Source organism: Neisseria sp. 27098_8_112 (assembly GCF_041433235.1).
Lineage (GTDB): Bacteria > Pseudomonadota > Gammaproteobacteria > Burkholderiales > Neisseriaceae > Neisseria.
Genome location: NZ_JAPWBB010000019.1, coordinates 1 through 16,704, shown reverse-complemented (window position 1 = coordinate 16,704; position 16,704 = coordinate 1). Strand labels below are relative to the sequence as shown.

The following is a 16,704-nucleotide window of genomic DNA, read 5'->3' as shown; positions in this document are numbered from 1 at the left end:
GATATGAATCATTCCCCCGTTTGGCTGTTTGACCTCGACAATACTTTGCACAATGCCGAAGCCGGCATTTTCTACATCATCAACCGCGCCATGACCGAATACATGGTAGGCCGTCTGAAGCTTTCCGAAGAAGCCGCCTCCCACCTGCGCCAAGATTATTGGCACCGATACGGCGCGACGCTTGCCGGTTTGCAAATCCACCATCCCGAAGTCGATATCGATGAATTTTTGCGTGAAAGTCACCCGCTTAAGCAAATTTTGGCAAAGGTGGAGGGTATGGATGGAACTGATGACGTTTTAGGCCGTCTGAAAGGGCGAAAAGCCGTATTTTCCAACGGGCCTTCATTTTATGTCCGCGCATTGGTTGAGGCGTTGGGCTTGGAAGCGCATTTTGACGGCTTGTTCGGCACGGACGACTTCGGCCTGCTCTACAAACCCAATCCGCAAGCCTATCTCAACGTCTGCCGCCTGTTGGGCGTTAAACCCGAACAGTGCATTATGGTGGACGACAGCGCCGACAATCTGCACCAAGCCAAAGCCTTGGGCATGAAGACCGTTTGGTACGGCGAAAAAGCCCATCCGCTGCCATTTGCCGACGGCATAGCGAAAGATATGCAGGGCTTGCTTGAATTTTGCACAAAACTGCCGTGAAGTTTTGAAAAAACAAGTACAATACACGGTATTGCCGACATTTAAAAACAAGGACAACATCATGCGTAAACTCGCTTTAATTCTGACCGCTGCCGCCGTTTTGGCCGGTTGCTCTTGGGAAACCTACACCAACGAATCCGGCCGTACCGCCGTACGCCAAAAATATGCTACCGGCACACCTATCGTTTATCAGGACGGTACTTATTCTAAAAACATGAATTACAACCAGTTCCGCCCTGAGCGCCGTGCCGTCCAATCCAATCAAGCGGATCATGCTGAACACGGCGAACGCGGCCAGCACTGGCAAAAACCACAATTTGCCAACCAACAGCCAGCAACCGAATAACAATATCCCCAAGGCCGTCTGAAACGGAGTGAAAAACAACTAACACTTGTTGCCACACTTTTCAGACGGTCTCAAACAACGACAACGGAAACCGTATCATGGCTCAGACAGCTTTAAATATCGTCATCCTCGCCGCCGGCAAAGGCACGCGCATGTACTCCAAAATGCCCAAAGTGCTGCACCGCATCGGCGGCCTTCCCATGGTTGAGCGCGTTATCGACACCGCCGCCTCCCTGAATCCCCAAAACATCTGCGTCGTCATCGGCCACGGCAAAGAGCAAGTCTTAGACACCGTCAAACGCGATGTCGTTTGGGTTGAACAAACCGAACAGCTCGGTACCGGCCACGCTGTCAAAACCGCCCTGCCGCACCTGTCTGCCGAAGGCCGCACGCTGGTGTTGTACGGCGACGTTCCCCTGATTGACGCAGCCACCCTCGAAACCCTGCTCGAAGCCGCAGGCGACGAAGTCGGCCTGTTGACCGACGTGCCCAACGACCCGACAGGTTTGGGCCGCATCATCCGCGACAGCAACGGCAGCGTAACCGCCATCGTCGAAGAAAAAGACGCCGATGCCGCCCAAAAAGCCGTGAAAGAAATCAACACCGGCATTTTGGTTCTGCCCAACGCCAAACTCGAAGCTTGGTTGAACAGCCTTTCCAGCAACAATGCCCAAGGCGAATACTATCTGACCGACCTCATCGCCAAAGCCGTTGCCGACGGCATCAAAGTTCATCCCGTCCAAGTCCGCGCCTCCCATCTGGCCGCCGGCGTGAACAACAAACTCCAACTGGCCGAACTCGAGCGTATTTTCCAAACCGAACAGGCGCAAGAATTGCTCAAAGCAGGCGTGACCCTGCGCGATCCGGCACGTTTCGATTTACGAGGCCGTCTGAAACACGGACAAGATGTCGTGATTGACGTCAACGTCGTCATCGAAGGCGAAGTTGAACTCGGCGATAACGTCGAAATCGGTGCCAACTGCGTGATCAAAAACGCCAAAATCGGTGCCAACACCAAAATCGCCCCATTCTCCCATTTTGAAGGTTGCGAAGTCGGCGAAAACAACCAAATCGGCCCATACGCCCGTCTGCGTCCGCAAGCCAAACTGTCCGACGACGTACACATCGGCAACTTCGTCGAAGTCAAAAACGCCACCATCGGCAACGGCACCAAAGCCAACCACCTCACCTACATCGGTGATGCCGAGATCGGCAGCAAAACCAACTTCGGCGCCGGCACGATTATTGCCAACTACGACGGCGTGAACAAACACAAAACCGTCATCGGCGACGAAGTGCGCATCGGTTCAAACTGCGTACTGGTTGCCCCCGTTACCCTCGGCAACAAAGTGACGACAGGCGCGGGCAGTGCGATTACCCGCAACTGCGAAGACGGCAAACTCGTTCTCGCCCGTTCGCGCCAAACCGTCATCGAAGGCTGGGTGCGTCCGGAAAAAGGCGATAAGAAGTAAGGCCGGTCTTTTATTTACTTTCAGACGGCCTTGAGAAACAACAGGCCGTCTGAAATCCAGATTTGCCGTTTCAATGAATATAAAACGGCGTTTTCCGACTGCCGCTTTCGGGAGCCGGAGCAGCAGTCATTTTCTCAAACTTTTGATACTAAGGAACTTATATGTGCGGTATCGTAGGTGCTATTCGCGCCAATCACAATGTAGTCGATTTTCTGACCGACGGTCTCAAACGCCTTGAATACCGAGGCTACGATTCGTCGGGTATCGCCGTCAACATGGACGGCAAAATCAAACGCGTCCGCCGCGTCGGCCGTGTGCAGCTGATGGAGGACGCCGCGCGCGAAAAAGGCGTGTTCGGCCATATCGGCATCGGCCATACCCGTTGGGCAACCCACGGCGGTGTAACCGAGCCTAACGCCCACCCCCATATTTCCGGCGGCATGATCGCGGTTGTCCACAACGGCATCATCGAAAACTTTGAAGCCGAACGCGAACGCCTGCAAGCGTTGGGTTACACCTTCGAATCGCAAACCGATACCGAAGTCATCGCCCACAGCGTCAACCACGAATACACACAAAACGGCGGCAAACTGTTTGAAGCCGTCCAAGCTGCGACTGCCCGTTTCCACGGCGCATACGCCATTGCCGTTATCGCACAAGACAACCCTGAACAAATGGTTGTTGCGCGCATGGGCTGCCCGCTGTTGGTGGCCTTGGGCGACCAAGAAACCTTTATCGCTTCCGACGTATCCGCCGTGATCGCCTTTACCCGCCGCATCGCTTACTTGGAAGACGGCGATATCGCCCTGCTGAACGCAAACGGTATCGAAAAATTGCTCGACAAAACCGGTGCGCAAACCGAACGCGCGATTAAAGTGTCCGAATTGTCTTTGGCTTCTTTGGAGTTGGGCCCATACAGCCACTTCATGCAAAAAGAAATCCACGAACAACCCCGTGCCATCGCCGATACTGCCGAAGTCTTCTTGGACGGCGGTTTTGAACCTGAAAACTTCGGCGCCAACGCCCGCGAAGTGTTCGACGATATCCACAGCATCAAAATCCTTGCCTGCGGTACGTCCTACTATGCCGCGCTGACCGCCAAATACTGGCTCGAATCCATTGCCAAAGTGCCAACCGACGTCGAAATTGCCAGCGAATACCGCTACCGCGACGTGATTGCCGATCCGAAACAATTGGTCATCACCATTTCCCAATCCGGCGAAACTTTGGATACCATGGAAGCCCTGAAATACGCGCAATCCTTGGGACACAAACACAGCCTGTCTATTTGTAACGTGATGGAATCCGCACTGCCGCGTGAAAGCGAATTGGTACTGTACACTCGCGCAGGTGCAGAAATCGGCGTTGCCTCTACCAAAGCGTTCACGACCCAACTGGTTGTCCTGTTCGGCCTGGCCGTTACCTTGGGCAAACAGCGCGGCCTGGTTTCTGACGAACAAGCGCGTGAATACGTTGAAGAACTGCGCCAACTGCCGGGCAGCATTCAGCACGCTCTCAATCTGGAGCCGCAAATCGCCGCTTGGGCGCAAAAATTTGCCAAGAAAACCAGCGCACTCTTCCTCGGCCGCGGTATCCACTTCCCAATCGCCCTTGAAGGCGCATTGAAGCTGAAAGAGATTACCTATATCCACGCCGAAGCGTATCCTGCGGGTGAGTTGAAACACGGCCCGTTGGCCTTGGTGGACGAGAACATGCCTGTTGTCGTGATTGCCCCGAACGACAGCCTGTTGGACAAAGTAAAAGCCAATATGCAGGAAGTCGGCGCACGCGGCGGCGAACTATTCGTCTTCGCTGACCTCGACAGCAACTTCAACGCCACCGAAGGCGTGCACGTTATCCGCGCCCCACGCCACGTCGGCGTACTCTCGCCGATTGTGCACACCATCCCCGTGCAACTCCTGTCTTACCACGCCGCTCTCGCACGCGGTACAGACGTGGACAAACCGCGCAACTTGGCTAAATCGGTAACGGTTGAATAAGTAATTGACCGGTTAAAAAAGGCCGTCTGAAACCTGAGATTTGGGTTTCAGACGGCCTTTATATTTGTCGGCTTCAGTAATAGAGAGGCTATTTATGATGTCTTTGCTTTCATTATAAATGTACAACAACAGCTGATTGTGACTGATATTTTATTGATTAGAGTGGCCTCTGATGACAAGTAAGCAAACCGACTGAATGAAAACAGGCTGTCTGAAAAATCTTTCAGACGGCCTGTTGTTTTAAAGCGTTTTATTCTGCACCGACAACGACGGTGTTGAGGTCTTTGAATTTGATGCGGCGTTGCCATGCGTCGCGGACTTGTTCGACGGTCAGGCTGTTGATGGCTTTGGGGTAGGCTTCCAAGTAGTCGTTGGGCAGGTCGTAGAGGCCGATCAGGCTCAGGTAGTTGAGCAGTTTGTCGTTGGAGTCGTAGCGCAGGGGAAAGCTGCCGACGATGTTGGCTTTGGCCTGTTTCAGCTCGGCTTCGGTCGGGCCTTCGGCGATAAACTGTTCGATGACGGCTTGGGTGTCAGCCAGTGAGGCTTTGGTGTTTTTCTTTTGGGTGGAGTAGGAAACGGCAAACGTACCTTCTTCTGTCGCCGGGGCGAGGCTGCTGTATACGCCGTAGGTGTAGCCGTGTTGGTCGCGCAAAACTTTCATGAGGCGGCTGTCGAAACCGCCGCCGCCGAGGATGTAGTTGCCGGCAATGAGGGCGTAATAGTCGGGGTCATGGCGTTTGAAGAGGGAAGTGCCGAGCAGGATTTGTGCCTGTGTGCCGGCAAAGGGGATGTCGCGGCGTTGGGCGGTTTGTTTGGGAACGGGCGGGATGGCGTGGGTTGCGGTGGCTTTGGCCGGCAGGTCTTTGAGGACGCGTTCGACCAGTTGCTCTGCCTGTTTGCGATTGAGGTCGCCGACGATGGCGACGATGGCGTTGTCTTTGCCGTAGTGGGTGCGGTGGAAGGCGCGGATGTCGTCCAGACTAACTTGTTTGAGGCTGTCGACGGTTACGTTTGCGCCGCTGCCGTAGGGGTGGTTCGGGTAGATGAGCTTGGTCAGTTCGCGCGTGGCGGTGTAGTCGGGGGTGGTTTCCTGTTGTTGCAAGCCGGTAATGGATTGGATTTGACGGCGGCGGAAAACGGCTTCGTCAAAGCGCGGACGGGTCAGCGAGTGGTTGAGCAAGTTGGCGGCTTTGTCGCGGATGTCGGCTTTGCTGAGGCTGCGGAAGCCTGCGGACGCGCTCTCGGCATCGCTGTCGCTGCTGATGTACGCACCGATGTTGTCGGCTTCGGCATTGAAGGCTTCTTCGTCCAGCTCTTGGGTGCCGTCGGTCAGGAGGGCGGCGGTAAATTCGGCAACTTGGCTTTTGCCGTCCGGATTGGCGACGCTGCCTGCACCCTTGAAGCTGACTTCAAGGTCGATGACGGGGTTTTCGTGGCGTTCGACAAGGAGGATTTGGGTGCCGTCGCGGTTGCGCCAGCGTTGGATGTCGGTGGCGGCTTGGACGCTTAAGGGCAGGAGGAGGGTAAGGGCGAGCAGGGTGGGTTTCATGTTGTGGCTTTCTGTTAAGGCCGTCTGAAAGGGTATGGGCTTTCAGACGGCCTGATGTTTATCGGCGTTTGGCAGCTTTTTTGCTTGGCGCGGCGGCAGGTTTTTGCGGCTCGATGATGACGGTACTCATGCGCTCGTCGGTCAACATCCGGGCGGCGGCCTGTACTTCTTGCGCGCTGACTGCCTGTAAGCGGCGGTGGATTTCTTGTTCGTCGGTATATTGGAAACCGCGCGCTTCGAGGCGGCCCATCATGGAGGCTTGGGAAGACATGGAGTCTTTGGCGTAGATTTCGCTGACCGCTGCCTGGGTTTTGACGCGCTGCAATTCTTCTTCGGAAACGCCGTTGTCGGCAATGTCTTTGATTTCTTGGCGCAACTGGGCAATCAGAGTATCGGTTTTCACGCCTTCGGCAGGCATGGCCATGACGCTGAACAGCGGCATTTCACGGCTGATGATGTCGTAATGCGTTCCTGCGTTCAATGCGGTTTGCTTGCCGCGCACGAGGTTTTTATCAAAACGGCTGGACGCGTTGCCTGCCAAAATATCGGAGAGGATGTCGAGGGCGAAAGGCATCGTGTCATCGAGTTTTTGGAGTTTCGGCACACGGAAGTTGATGGCAATCAGCGGCTGGTGTGTAACCGGAGAAGTGGCTTTGACCGTAACAGGCTTGCGCAAATAGGGTTCGGTATGGAGTTTGTTGCGCGGCGGCTGGGCTTTGGCCGGAATATCGCCAAAGAGTTTGGCGGCCGTCTGAAGCGTTTGTTTGGCATCGACATCGCCGACAATGACCAATACGGCATTGTTGGGCGCGTAATATTGTTTGTACCATGCGCGCAGGTCGTCGGCTTTTAGGGTGTGCAAATCTTTCATGTAGCCGATGACGGAGGCGCGCATGGACGGTTGGGTAAAGGCGGCAAGATAGGCTTGTTCCCACATTTTGCCGTCGGCCGTGTCTTCCGTGCGCTGGCGGCGTTCTTCACGGATGACGTTCATCTCGTTGAGGAATTCTTTGTCACTGAAGTTGAGGTTGTGCATGCGGTCTGCCTCGAGCTTCAGAATCTCGGGCAGGTTGGCGGCGGCGACGTTTTCGTAATACACCGTTTCATTTCGGTTGGTATAGGCATTGTTTTGCCCGCCCAGCTCGGACACGCGGCGGTTAAACTCGCCGGAGGGGACGTCTTTCGTGCCTTTAAACATCATGTGTTCCAAAGCGTGGCTCAAGCCGCTTTTGCCCGGTTTTTCATCCACGCTGCCGATTTTGTACCAAATCTGCGAAACGGCCACAGGCGCGCGGTAGTCTTCTTTGACGATGATTTTCAGACCGTTGGGCAGGGTTTCGGAAAGCGTCTGCGCCCATGAGGCGGCAGGCAGCGCGAAGGCAAGCATTAAAGTAATTCGGCGTAACATGGTTCAATCCGTAAAATGAAAATCAATCGCCAAAGTATAGCGGAAAATCTGAAAGATTGGCCGAATGTTTCAGACGGCCTGCGGCCTTATCTGCTGATTCACATCAAGCGCGGCCGTTGCCAATCTTTACCGTCGCGCCTCATTCGCGGATAATCCCAAACATTCCCGTTTCCAACCATCACAAAGGAATCATCATGGCATTTTTGAAACTGACCGAACAAAATGTTCAAGGTAAAACCGTTCTGATCCGCGCCGATATGAACGTACCGTTCAAAGACGGCAACATCAGCGACGACACCCGTATCCGCGCTTCGCTCGCATCCATTAAATACTGCTTGGACAACGGCGCGTCTGTGATCGTGATGACCCACCTCGGCCGACCGACCGAAGGCGAATTCCATCCTGAAGACGATGTAGCGCCTGTTGCTGCGCATTTGGGCAAACTGTTGGGCAAAGACGTGAAAGTATTGAACGACTGGCGTGAAAACAAACCGACTTTGAACGCAGGTGATGTCGTGATGTTGCAAAACGTGCGCATCAACAAAGGCGAGAAGAAAAACGACTTGGAGCTGGGCAAAGCCTACGCTTCTTTGTGCGACGTGTTCGTCAACGACGCATTCGGTACCGCCCACCGCGCCCAAGCTTCGACTGAAGCCGTTGCCCAAGCCGCACCGGTTGCCTGCGCCGGCGTGTTGATGGCGGGCGAACTCGACGCTTTGGGCAAAGCCCTGAAACAACCGGCTCATCCGATGGTTGCCATCGTTGCCGGCAGCAAAGTGTCTACCAAACTGACCATCCTCGAATCTTTGGCCGACAAAGTTGATCAACTGATCGTCGGCGGCGGTATTGCCAACACATTCTTGCTGGCAGAAGGCAAAGCCATCGGCAAATCTTTGGCCGAACACGATTTGGTGGAAGAATCCAAAAAAATCATGGCGAAAATGGCGGCCAAAGGCGGCTCCGTACCGCTGCCGACCGATGTGGTTGTCGCTAAAGCCTTTGCCGCCGATGCGGAAGCTGTGGTGAAAGATATTGCCGACGTTGCCGAAGACGACATGATTTTGGACATCGGCCCTAAATCCGCCGCTGCTTTGGCCGATTTGCTCAAAGCTGCCGGTACGGTTGTATGGAACGGCCCGGTCGGCGTGTTTGAATTTGACCAATTTGCCGGCGGTACTAAAGTATTGGCCGAAGCGATTGCCCAAAGCGATGCGTTCTCGATTGCCGGCGGCGGCGATACTTTGGCGGCGATTGCCAAATTCGGCGTAACCGACCAAATCAGCTACATCTCTACCGGCGGCGGCGCGTTCCTTGAGTTCTTGGAAGGCAAAGAGTTGCCTGCCGTTGCTGCTTTGGAAAAACGCGGCGCATAATCGGTTTTAATATCGATGGCTGAATAAAGGCCGTCTGAAATCTGGAAATCAGGTTTCAGACGGCCTTTTGTTTTGGTTTTTATTCGAGAAAGTGTTTAGCTGGATTCAACGCCGATGGTTGGCAGACTTGTTGCTAAACAGGCTGGAAAGCATCCGGCTCTTTTCAGACGGCCTCTGCGTCGGCTTGTCGGTGCAATGCCTGATAGCACGGGGTAAGCTGACGGATAATCAGGTCGAGCTGGTGTTTGAGGATGTGGTCTTGCTGCGCTTGTGTGTTTTGTTCAAGCTCGGCAAATTCCTGACGGATTTGGGTCATGGCCGTTTCAAAAGCCTCGGGGTCGGTTTGGGGCATTTGGGTCAGCAACTCGGCGATGTGGTGGGTCAGCTTGGCATAGGGCGCAAAGCCGTCGTTGCCGTTGATTCGGACTTGGTCGCGGTATGCGCCGAGCGCAGAAATGTGGCCGGTCAGCGCATAGCTGGTTTTGAGCAGGGTAAAACCGTCTTGCAGGCGGTCTTGGTATTTTTTCGGGTTGCTGCTCATGTCGGACAGGGTGCTGCTGAGGGCGGCGGTGCTTTCATGGGCTTGGCGGCGGGTGAGGCGGTAGTCGAAATCGTCGTGGCTGCCGTTTTGCAGCTGGTCGAGGATGGCGTCGAGATAGCGGCCGTTGGCAGTAATGGTTTGGGCGGCTGTATGGCTGAGAGTGAGGTAACGCCAATCCGGCCAGAGGTAAGTGGCAGCGGCCCATGCGATAACGGAACCGACGATGGTGTCGATGATGCGGATGGGCATGGCGTGGTACACGTCCAAACCGGCAAGCGAGAGGCTGGTCAGGGCTTGGATGGTGATGAAGAAGGTGGAGAAGCTGTATTTGTAGCTTCGGGTCATGAAGAACAGGGTGGTGCTGGCGATGACAATCCAGAGCTTGGTTTCAACGGACGGGGTGAAGTAGGGGACGAGCGAACCGACAATCACGCCGAGAATCGTGCCGGCAATGCGTTGGTACACGCGGCTTTTGGTGGCGGTGTAGTTGGGCTGGCAGACAAAAAGGGCGGTCAGCAGAATCCAGTAGCCGAGGTTGAGATGGAGGATTTCGACAATGATGCAGGCCGCGGCCACGACGATGGAGAGGCGGGTGGCGTGACGGAATACACCGGACTCGAAATTGAGCTGGCTGAGGACGGTTTCGCCGATATTGCGGAAATTGGTGTTTTCAAGGGCGGCGATGCGGGTGTCGGCATTGTCGTTTTCGGCAAGGGACGCATCGTTTTGCAGTTGCCGCAGTTGGTAATCGACGCTGCTGAGGTTGTCGAGCAGGCGGCGGATATTGTGGAGATTGGCATTGTCGGCATGGGTCTCGGCAAAATGGCCGAGGGATTGGCGGCAGCCTTCCATGGCGCGGCCGAGGCGTTTGCTGTATGCGTAGGGTTTGTTGTTGCGCAGGGAGGCGGCAACGTTGCGGCACGCCTGGCCTTGCATTTCGAGCAGGCGGCGGATGCGGAAGATGAGGTCGGTATTTTTGAGCTGCTCGGCCATTTCGCTGTAATCAACGTGGGCGGAGCTGATGCGTTCGTGCATGTCTTGCGCGCAGAGGTAGTAGCGCAGCATTTTGGCGGTACGCGGATGGCGGTGTTGGCCGCGCAATCGGTAGAAAAGTGCGCCGCGGCATTGGTTGAAGGTGGTAATCACGCCGGTGTTGCTCATGGCCAAGTCGATTTGGCGGTTGCCCAACCATGCGGCTTCGTCGGGATCGAAAAAGTCGGCTTTGGCATCGAAGTAGTTGCTGAGTGCGTCGTAGGCGTTGGCGACGGTTTCTTGGACGGGGCGGTGGGGCAGGATGATTTGGAAGATCAGGGTGTTGACGCTGTATAGGACCGTGCCCAACAGAATCATGATGGGGTTGGTCAACCAGTAGGTTTCGGGGGTGTAGGTCAGCGTGGTGTAGGTGGCGACGGCGAGCGCACCGAAAGCGAAGGTGCGGTATTTGAGGCCGACAGTGCCGAGGATGGTGAAGCCGAAAGTCATCAGGGTCATGGCCAAGATGAAGGGAACGCCTGTGCCGATGGTGCTTTGGGCAAGCAGCGAGGAGAGGGTGAACAGGGCAACGGTGATGACGATGTTTTTCAGACGGCCTGTGAGGCGGTTGTCCAAATCGACCAAACCGCCGGCAATAATGCCGAGTACGAAGGGCATAACCAGTTTGGGCGTATCGAAGTGCCAAACGAGGGTGGCGGCGATGAATACGCTGGCGAAGACGGGCAGGGAGGCAATGATCAGAGGTTTGAGCGGCGGAGTGTTCATGATGGTGTTGTTTATTATTCGTTATGAGGTGAATGATTGGATTTTAACAGGATTTTCAGTCGGTTTCAGAATGTTTGAAATAGGATAAGGCCGTCTGAACGGATACGGGGAAATACTTGATTTCGTTTCCACATTTGTTCAGACGGCCTTGTTTGGCTTACGCCATTAGGTCATCAGGTTGAGGTCGCTGATGCGGTCGTAGAGGCGCTCGGTATTGTTGCCCTCGTCGTGCATTTGAATGCGCAGGCGCAAATCGTTGGCGGATACTGCTTGGCGCAGGGCTTCGCTCAGTTCGATTTGGCCTTGTGCGTAGAGGTTGAAGAGGTTTTGGTCGAACGTCTGCATGCCGTTGTTGCCGGAGCGTGCCATCAGGTCGCGGATTTCCAGCAATTCGCCTTTGAAAATCAAGTCCTGCATGGCCGGCGTGTTGAGCAGGAGGTCGGTAACGGCCGTGCGTTGGCGGTTTTTCTTGATGGTGAGGCGTTGGCCGATGATGCCGACAAGGTTTAACGCCAAATCCATCAAAACCTGTTGGCGGCGGTCTTCCGGATAGAAATTGATGATACGCTCGATGGTTTGGGAAGCTGTGCTGGCATGGATGGTGAAAACGCACAGATGGCCGGTTTGAGCCAGTTGGAGGGCGTATTCCATGCTTTCTTCGCTGCGGACTTCGCCGATACAGACGACATCGGGTGCTTGACGCATGGCGCTTTGAACGGCGGTTTTCCAGTTGTCGGTATCGATGCCGATTTCGCGCTGGGTGAAGATGCTGCGGCAAGGTTTGTAGATAAACTCGATGGGGTCTTCGATGGTAACGATATGGCCGGGCAGCTTTTGGTTGCGGTAGTTGAGCATGGAGGCCATGGTGGTGGACTTACCCGAACCGGTCGGGCCGGCGAGGATCAGCAGGCCGCGCGGCGCGAGTGCAAGCTCTTGGAGCTTTTCGGGCAAACCGAGGGTCTTCATCTCAGGAATGTCTTGGCTGACGCGGCGCAATACCATGCCGACGCGGCCTTGCTCGTGGTAGGCGTTGACGCGGTAGCGCGTGTTGCTGCGTGATTGGACGGAATAGTTGATTTCCCAGTCGCGGTTGAAGGCTTCGAGCTGGTCGGGGTTCATGGTAGATTCGGCGATGGCGGCGGTGTCCGCGCCGGTCAGCGCTTTGTGGGGCATGGGCGTGAGGGTGCCGCCGACTTTGATGGCAGGGGGAAAGCCTGCGCTGATGAAGATATCGGATGCGTTGCGTTTTTCGGCCTCTTCACACATGCGGTCGAGCAGGGGATGAAGATGCGTGCCGATTTCGGCCGGGGTGGGGATGTGCGGTGCTTGGTTTTTTTGTGAGTAGGCTTGCACCATTTCGCTTAACAGGTCGTGCAGAGGGGCGAGGTCGCTCATGATGATTCTCTTTAAAACGGGTATTCGGTCAGGCTGAAAGGCCGTCTGAAAACGGGATGATGGGGTTCAGACGGCCTGGGTATGGTTTAGAAAACAGAGAGGTTTTCGATGTTTTGTGCCTTGCTGCGTGCCAGCTCGGGGCTGATGGTGCCTTGGCGGACAAGGGTTTGCAGGGCTTGATCGAGGGTTTGCATACCGTGGGCCTGACCGGTTTGGAGGGCGGCGTTGATTTGGGCGATTTTGTTCTCGCGGATGAGGTTGCGCACGGCCGGTGTGGAAATCAGGATTTCGTGTGCGGCGACGCGGCCGTTGCCGTCGCGGGTTTTCAGCAGGGTTTGGGAAATGATGGCGCGCAAGGATTCGGACAACATGGAGCGCACGATTTCTTTTTCTCCAGCTGGGAATACGTCGACAATACGGTCGATGGTTTTGGCGGCGCCAGTCGTGTGCAGCGTGCCGAAAACCAAGTGGCCGGTTTCGGCGGCGGTCAGGGCGAGGGAGATGGTTTCAGGGTCGCGCATCTCACCGATCAAAATCACGTCAGGGTCTTCTCGCAGGGCGGAACGCAGGGCGTTGGTAAAGCTGTGGGTGTGCTGATGCAGCTCGCGCTGGTTAATGAGCGCCTTTTTGCTTTGGTGGACGAACTCAATCGGGTCTTCGATGGTCAGAATGTGGGCTGGTTGGGTTTCGTTGATGTAGTTGACCATCGCCGCCAGCGTGGTGGATTTACCCGAACCGGTCGGGCCGGTTACCAAGACCAAACCGCGCGGATTTTCGGCAATTTTTTGGAAAATGCGCGGCGCACGCAATTCTTCCAGCGTCAGGACGGTGCTCGGAATGGTACGGAATACGGCGGCCGGGCCGCGTTCGGTCATAAAGGCGTTGACGCGGAAACGGGCAACATTAGGCAGCTCAAATGAGAAATCGACTTCAAAATCCTGTTGATAGAGCTTGCGCTGGTGGTCGTTCATGACCGAGGTAATCATGGTACCGACTTCTTCCGAGCTCATCTCGGGCAGGTTGATGCGGCGGATGTCGCCGTGTACGCGTATCATGGGGGAAATGCCCGAACTCAAATGGAGGTCGGAGGCTTTGTTTTTCACGCCGAACGCGAGTAAGTCGGTAATCTGCATAATGTGGCCTTGTTTTGGTTTAGAATAATAAAATCGCTTTATTTTAAATAGATAAACCCGTTCGACCAAGTAAAATTTTCAAAATGCCGAGTGATGAACGGGTTAAAGGAGAAAACCATGTCGGTATTGCAACAAAACTATCAGGACGTATGCCGGGCGGTTGAACAGGCGGCTGAGGCTGCTGGACGGCCTGCGGATGCGGTAAAGCTGGTAGCGGTCAGCAAGACCTTTCCGGCAGACGATATCCGCGAAGTGTATGCGGCCGGTCAGCGCGATTTCGGCGAGAACTATATTCAGGAATGGTTTGAAAAAACGGAAACGCTGGCAGATTTGTCGGATATTGTTTGGCACGTTATCGGCGATGTGCAGTCCAATAAAACCAAATTTGTGGCCGAACGCGCACATTGGGTGCATACGATAGGCCGTCTGAAAACGGCGCGGCGCTTGAGCGAACAAAGGCCGTCTGAAATGCCGCCGTTGCAGGTGTGCATTGAAGTGAACATTGCCGCGGAAGAAGCAAAACACGGCGTAGCACCCGATGAGGCGGTTGCGCTGGCCCTTGAAGTGGCCAAGTTGCCGAATATTAAAGTGCGCGGATTGATGTGTGTGGCCAAGGCCGACAGCAGCAACGATGAGTTACGCAGCCAGTTTCACACTATGCAGCGGCTGTTGGCTGAGTTGAATGCGGCTGGCGTTGAAGCAGATGTTTTGTCTATGGGTATGTCCGGAGATATGCCAATCGCGGTAGAATGCGGCGCAACCCATGTCCGCATCGGCAGCGCGATTTTCGGCAAGCGGCATTATCCTCAATAAAAGTAATAGGCCGTCTGAACAGGGCAGACAGCAGTTTCAGACGGCCTGATCGATATCACAAAGGAGTGACATATATATGAATATCTATTTTCTCGGCGGTGGCAATATGGCGACTGCCATTGCAGGCGGTTTGGTCAAACAAGACGGCTATCGTGTCCACATTGTCGAACGCGGCGCCGAAAGACGGGAGCAACTGGTTCAAGAATTGGGCGTAGCCACTTCTGAAAACCTGCCCGAATTGAGTGCGGACGATGTCCTTGTCCTCGCCGTCAAACCGCAAGACATGCAGGCAGCCTGTCAAAACATTCGTTTGAATGGCGCGCTGGTTTTGTCCGTAGCGGCCGGATTGTCTATCGATACCCTCAGCCAGTATCTGGGCGGCACACGCCGTATCGTGCGCATCATGCCCAATACGCCGGCCAAAATCGGCTTGGGTGTATCCGGTATGTTTGCCGATTCAAGCGTTTCAGAAGCCGACCGCGCAGCCGCAGACGGCATTATGCGCTCTGTCGGCACAACCGTTTGGCTGAACGAGGAAGAGCAACTCCACAATATTACCGGCATCAGCGGCAGCGGCCCCGCCTATGTTTTCTATCTTTTGGGTGCGCTCCAAAATGCGGCTTTGGCACAAGGTTTCAACGAACAAGACGCACGCGAACTGAGCCTCGCCACATTTAAAGGCGCAGTGGCTTTGGCTGAACAAACCGGCGAAGCATTCGCACAATTACAGCAAAACGTGACTTCCAAAGGCGGCACGACACACGAAGCCATCGAAACCTTCAAAGCACGTCACGTTGCCGAAGCCATCGAACAGGGCGTAGAAGCCTGCGTTCAACGTTCGCAAGAAATGGCGCAACAATACAAGGCCGTCTGAAACATGCGCGGCGACTTGCTCTTATTATTGGCAGACGCTATTGCCATCCTGTGTATCACGCGCTTTTTGCTCCGATACGCAGGATTGGCAGCAGAACACCCCCTGCTCAAATTCAGCATACAGGCAACAGGCTGGCTGACCAAACCTTGGCAAAAAGCATTTCCATCCGGCGAGAAAACCGATTGGTACTGCCTGCCCGCAGGTTTTCTGGTGTACTACCTTGCCTGTACCGCCATTATTTTCATCTCGCCAGCGCTGTCCATCAGCAATAAGCTGATTTTGGCAAACTTTTGGTTTGCCGCACTCCATATGCTGAAAGCCGCGGCCTATACATTACTTATCGGTCTGATTATTAGAATGGTGGCCAGCATACAAGGTCGCTATTCGCCGTTGACTTATGCCATCGAACGAATCCTGCAACCATTGCTCAAACCGTTTTCCTTCTTGCGCGTAGGGCGATACGATTTTTCAGGCAGTTTATTGGCACTCTTATTATGGTTGTGGCTGGCCCGATGGTTTCCCCAACTTATCCAGCAAACCAACCTGTGGTTGCTTCAATAGGCCGTCTGAAAGCGCAGCAGGTATTAACGACCAAAAATACAACGTCCTAAAAAGCGCTTTAATACATTTAGGTGTAAGGTAGTGCAAAAAAGTGCAAATCGAAATATAAAGAACAAATGAATAGGTAAAACATGATATGATTCGCCCAATTTCCAAAACGGAAATTCAAGAAAACCCAATAAAAGCAAACCCGTAGCATCCAAATCATTAACAACAAACCGAAAGCAGACACCATGGCAAAGCTGACAGAACAAGATATTTTAAACTGGGATGGTCCTGAAGAGGACTACATGAACAGCGACCAATTGGCCTTCTTCCGCGAACTACTGGTTAAAATGCAAGAAGAGCTGATTGAAAATGCAAACACCACTACCGGCCATCTTCAAGAGCACGAATCCGCCCCCGATCCTGCCGACCGAGCTACTCAAGAAGAAGAATACGCTTTAGAACTGCGCACCCGTGACCGCGAGCGTAAACTTCTCAATAAAGTGCAAGCGACTCTCCGCAGTATTGACGAAGGCGATTACGGTTTTTGTGCTGATACCGGCGAACCCATCGGCCTCAAACGCCTGCTGGCACGTCCGACCGCGACATTGTCCGTAGAAGCGCAAGAGCGACGCGAACGAATGAAAAAACAGTTCGCCGACTAAAATATAAAGATAGAAACCTCAAGAGGCCGTCTGAAAGAGCATTTCAGACGGCCTTTGTTTTGTATTTTTTGTATATTTGGAGAGTGTAGAAAGGTTGTTGGAGTTTTTTATAAAATAAAAACCCTGTTAAAACAGGGCGGTGTTTAAATTTCTAGAAATAATTTTGCGAAAGGTGTTGAC

General features: G+C 54.2%; 14 protein-coding genes. 9 read left to right on the top strand and 5 right to left on the bottom strand.

What is annotated here, in order from left to right; all coding sequences use genetic code 11:
- Positions 1-3 precede the first annotated feature (3 nt).
- The 4 genes from O3682_RS10595 to glmS all read left to right on the top strand — a co-directional run bounded on the left by O3682_RS10595 (position 4) and on the right by glmS (position 4,469).
- The gene (locus O3682_RS10595; protein ID WP_371510028.1) at positions 4-651 is read left to right on the top strand and encodes a pyrimidine 5'-nucleotidase; all 648 of its coding nucleotides are present in this window, start codon (positions 4-6) and stop codon (positions 649-651) included.
- A 61-nt stretch (positions 652-712) separates the two neighbouring features.
- Positions 713-997, top strand: a complete 285-nt coding sequence (locus O3682_RS10590) for a membrane lipoprotein lipid attachment site-containing protein (protein ID WP_003686634.1) — start codon at positions 713-715, stop codon at positions 995-997.
- A 98-nt stretch (positions 998-1,095) separates the two neighbouring features.
- Positions 1,096-2,469, top strand: coding sequence for a bifunctional UDP-N-acetylglucosamine diphosphorylase/glucosamine-1-phosphate N-acetyltransferase GlmU (glmU, locus tag O3682_RS10585; RefSeq protein ID WP_371510025.1), 1,374 nt, complete (start codon positions 1,096-1,098; stop codon positions 2,467-2,469).
- A gap of 161 nt (positions 2,470-2,630) precedes the next feature.
- Complete coding sequence (glmS, locus tag O3682_RS10580) at positions 2,631-4,469, top strand: glutamine--fructose-6-phosphate transaminase (isomerizing) (RefSeq protein ID WP_063076309.1); 1,839 nt, start codon at positions 2,631-2,633, stop codon at positions 4,467-4,469.
- A 250-nt stretch (positions 4,470-4,719) separates the two neighbouring features.
- On the opposite strand, the gene O3682_RS10575 is transcribed toward glmS, so the two are convergent.
- Positions 4,720-6,018, bottom strand: coding sequence for a M16 family metallopeptidase (locus O3682_RS10575; protein ID WP_371510023.1), 1,299 nt, complete (start codon positions 6,016-6,018; stop codon positions 4,720-4,722).
- A 58-nt stretch (positions 6,019-6,076) separates the two neighbouring features.
- Positions 6,077-7,426, bottom strand: a complete 1,350-nt coding sequence (locus tag O3682_RS10570) for a M16 family metallopeptidase (protein WP_371510021.1) — start codon at positions 7,424-7,426, stop codon at positions 6,077-6,079.
- A gap of 194 nt (positions 7,427-7,620) precedes the next feature.
- Between O3682_RS10570 and O3682_RS10565 the strand changes: the two genes are divergently transcribed.
- Entirely contained in the window at positions 7,621-8,799 is a 1,179-nt protein-coding gene (locus tag O3682_RS10565) for a phosphoglycerate kinase (protein ID WP_004519232.1), read from the top strand.
- Positions 8,800-8,962: 163 nt separating this feature from the next.
- Here the strand turns inward: O3682_RS10565 and yccS are convergent, their stop codons facing one another.
- The 3 genes from yccS to O3682_RS10550 form a co-directional block, all read right to left on the bottom strand.
- Complete coding sequence (gene yccS / locus O3682_RS10560; RefSeq protein ID WP_371510020.1) at positions 8,963-11,098, bottom strand: YccS family putative transporter; 2,136 nt, start codon at positions 11,096-11,098, stop codon at positions 8,963-8,965.
- Positions 11,099-11,263: 165 nt separating this feature from the next.
- Positions 11,264-12,493: a PilT/PilU family type 4a pilus ATPase gene (locus O3682_RS10555; RefSeq protein WP_371510018.1), complete on the bottom strand. Its 1,230-nt coding sequence runs from the start codon at positions 12,491-12,493 to the stop codon at positions 11,264-11,266.
- Between the two features lie 86 nt (positions 12,494-12,579).
- Positions 12,580-13,626 carry a type IV pilus twitching motility protein PilT gene (locus tag O3682_RS10550; RefSeq protein WP_004519239.1) on the bottom strand — a complete coding sequence of 349 codons (1,047 nt, stop codon included), beginning with the start codon at positions 13,624-13,626 and terminating at the stop codon, positions 12,580-12,582.
- 117 nt (positions 13,627-13,743) lie between these two features.
- Here O3682_RS10550 and O3682_RS10545 point away from each other — a divergent pair, with 117 nt between their 5' ends.
- The 4 genes from O3682_RS10545 to dksA all read left to right on the top strand — a co-directional run bounded on the left by O3682_RS10545 (position 13,744) and on the right by dksA (position 16,524).
- A complete protein-coding gene (locus tag O3682_RS10545; protein WP_371510016.1) occupies positions 13,744-14,439 on the top strand; it encodes a YggS family pyridoxal phosphate-dependent enzyme in 696 nt (231 codons plus the stop codon).
- A gap of 76 nt (positions 14,440-14,515) precedes the next feature.
- Entirely contained in the window at positions 14,516-15,313 is a 798-nt protein-coding gene (gene proC / locus O3682_RS10540) for a pyrroline-5-carboxylate reductase (RefSeq protein WP_314513599.1), read from the top strand.
- Positions 15,314-15,316: 3 nt separating this feature from the next.
- A complete protein-coding gene (locus O3682_RS10535; RefSeq protein WP_070822531.1) occupies positions 15,317-15,874 on the top strand; it encodes a YggT family protein in 558 nt (185 codons plus the stop codon).
- A gap of 233 nt (positions 15,875-16,107) precedes the next feature.
- Positions 16,108-16,524 carry an RNA polymerase-binding protein DksA gene (gene dksA, locus O3682_RS10530; protein WP_004519243.1) on the top strand — a complete coding sequence of 139 codons (417 nt, stop codon included), beginning with the start codon at positions 16,108-16,110 and terminating at the stop codon, positions 16,522-16,524.
- Positions 16,525-16,704: the final 180 nt, after the last annotated feature.

Excerpts from the sequence above, each read along its gene's own strand:
- O3682_RS10565 (WP_004519232.1), top strand. The coding sequence starts at position 7,621 with ATGGCATTTTTGAAACTGACCGAACAAAATGTTCAAGGTAAAACCGTT.
- O3682_RS10595 (WP_371510028.1), top strand. The coding sequence starts at position 4 with ATGAATCATTCCCCCGTTTGGCTGTTTGACCTCGACAATACTTTGCAC.
- O3682_RS10575 (WP_371510023.1), bottom strand. The coding sequence starts at position 6,018 with ATGAAACCCACCCTGCTCGCCCTTACCCTCCTCCTGCCCTTAAGCGTC.
- glmS (WP_063076309.1), top strand. The coding sequence starts at position 2,631 with ATGTGCGGTATCGTAGGTGCTATTCGCGCCAATCACAATGTAGTCGAT.
- O3682_RS10555 (WP_371510018.1), bottom strand. The coding sequence starts at position 12,493 with ATGAGCGACCTCGCCCCTCTGCACGACCTGTTAAGCGAAATGGTGCAA.
- O3682_RS10590 (WP_003686634.1), top strand. The coding sequence starts at position 713 with ATGCGTAAACTCGCTTTAATTCTGACCGCTGCCGCCGTTTTGGCCGGT.
- O3682_RS10550 (WP_004519239.1), bottom strand. The coding sequence starts at position 13,626 with ATGCAGATTACCGACTTACTCGCGTTCGGCGTGAAAAACAAAGCCTCC.
- glmU (WP_371510025.1), top strand. The coding sequence starts at position 1,096 with ATGGCTCAGACAGCTTTAAATATCGTCATCCTCGCCGCCGGCAAAGGC.
- yccS (WP_371510020.1), bottom strand. The coding sequence starts at position 11,098 with ATGAACACTCCGCCGCTCAAACCTCTGATCATTGCCTCCCTGCCCGTC.
- O3682_RS10535 (WP_070822531.1), top strand. The coding sequence starts at position 15,317 with ATGCGCGGCGACTTGCTCTTATTATTGGCAGACGCTATTGCCATCCTG.
- O3682_RS10570 (WP_371510021.1), bottom strand. The coding sequence starts at position 7,426 with ATGTTACGCCGAATTACTTTAATGCTTGCCTTCGCGCTGCCTGCCGCC.
- O3682_RS10545 (WP_371510016.1), top strand. The coding sequence starts at position 13,744 with ATGTCGGTATTGCAACAAAACTATCAGGACGTATGCCGGGCGGTTGAA.
- dksA (WP_004519243.1), top strand. The coding sequence starts at position 16,108 with ATGGCAAAGCTGACAGAACAAGATATTTTAAACTGGGATGGTCCTGAA.
- proC (WP_314513599.1), top strand. The coding sequence starts at position 14,516 with ATGAATATCTATTTTCTCGGCGGTGGCAATATGGCGACTGCCATTGCA.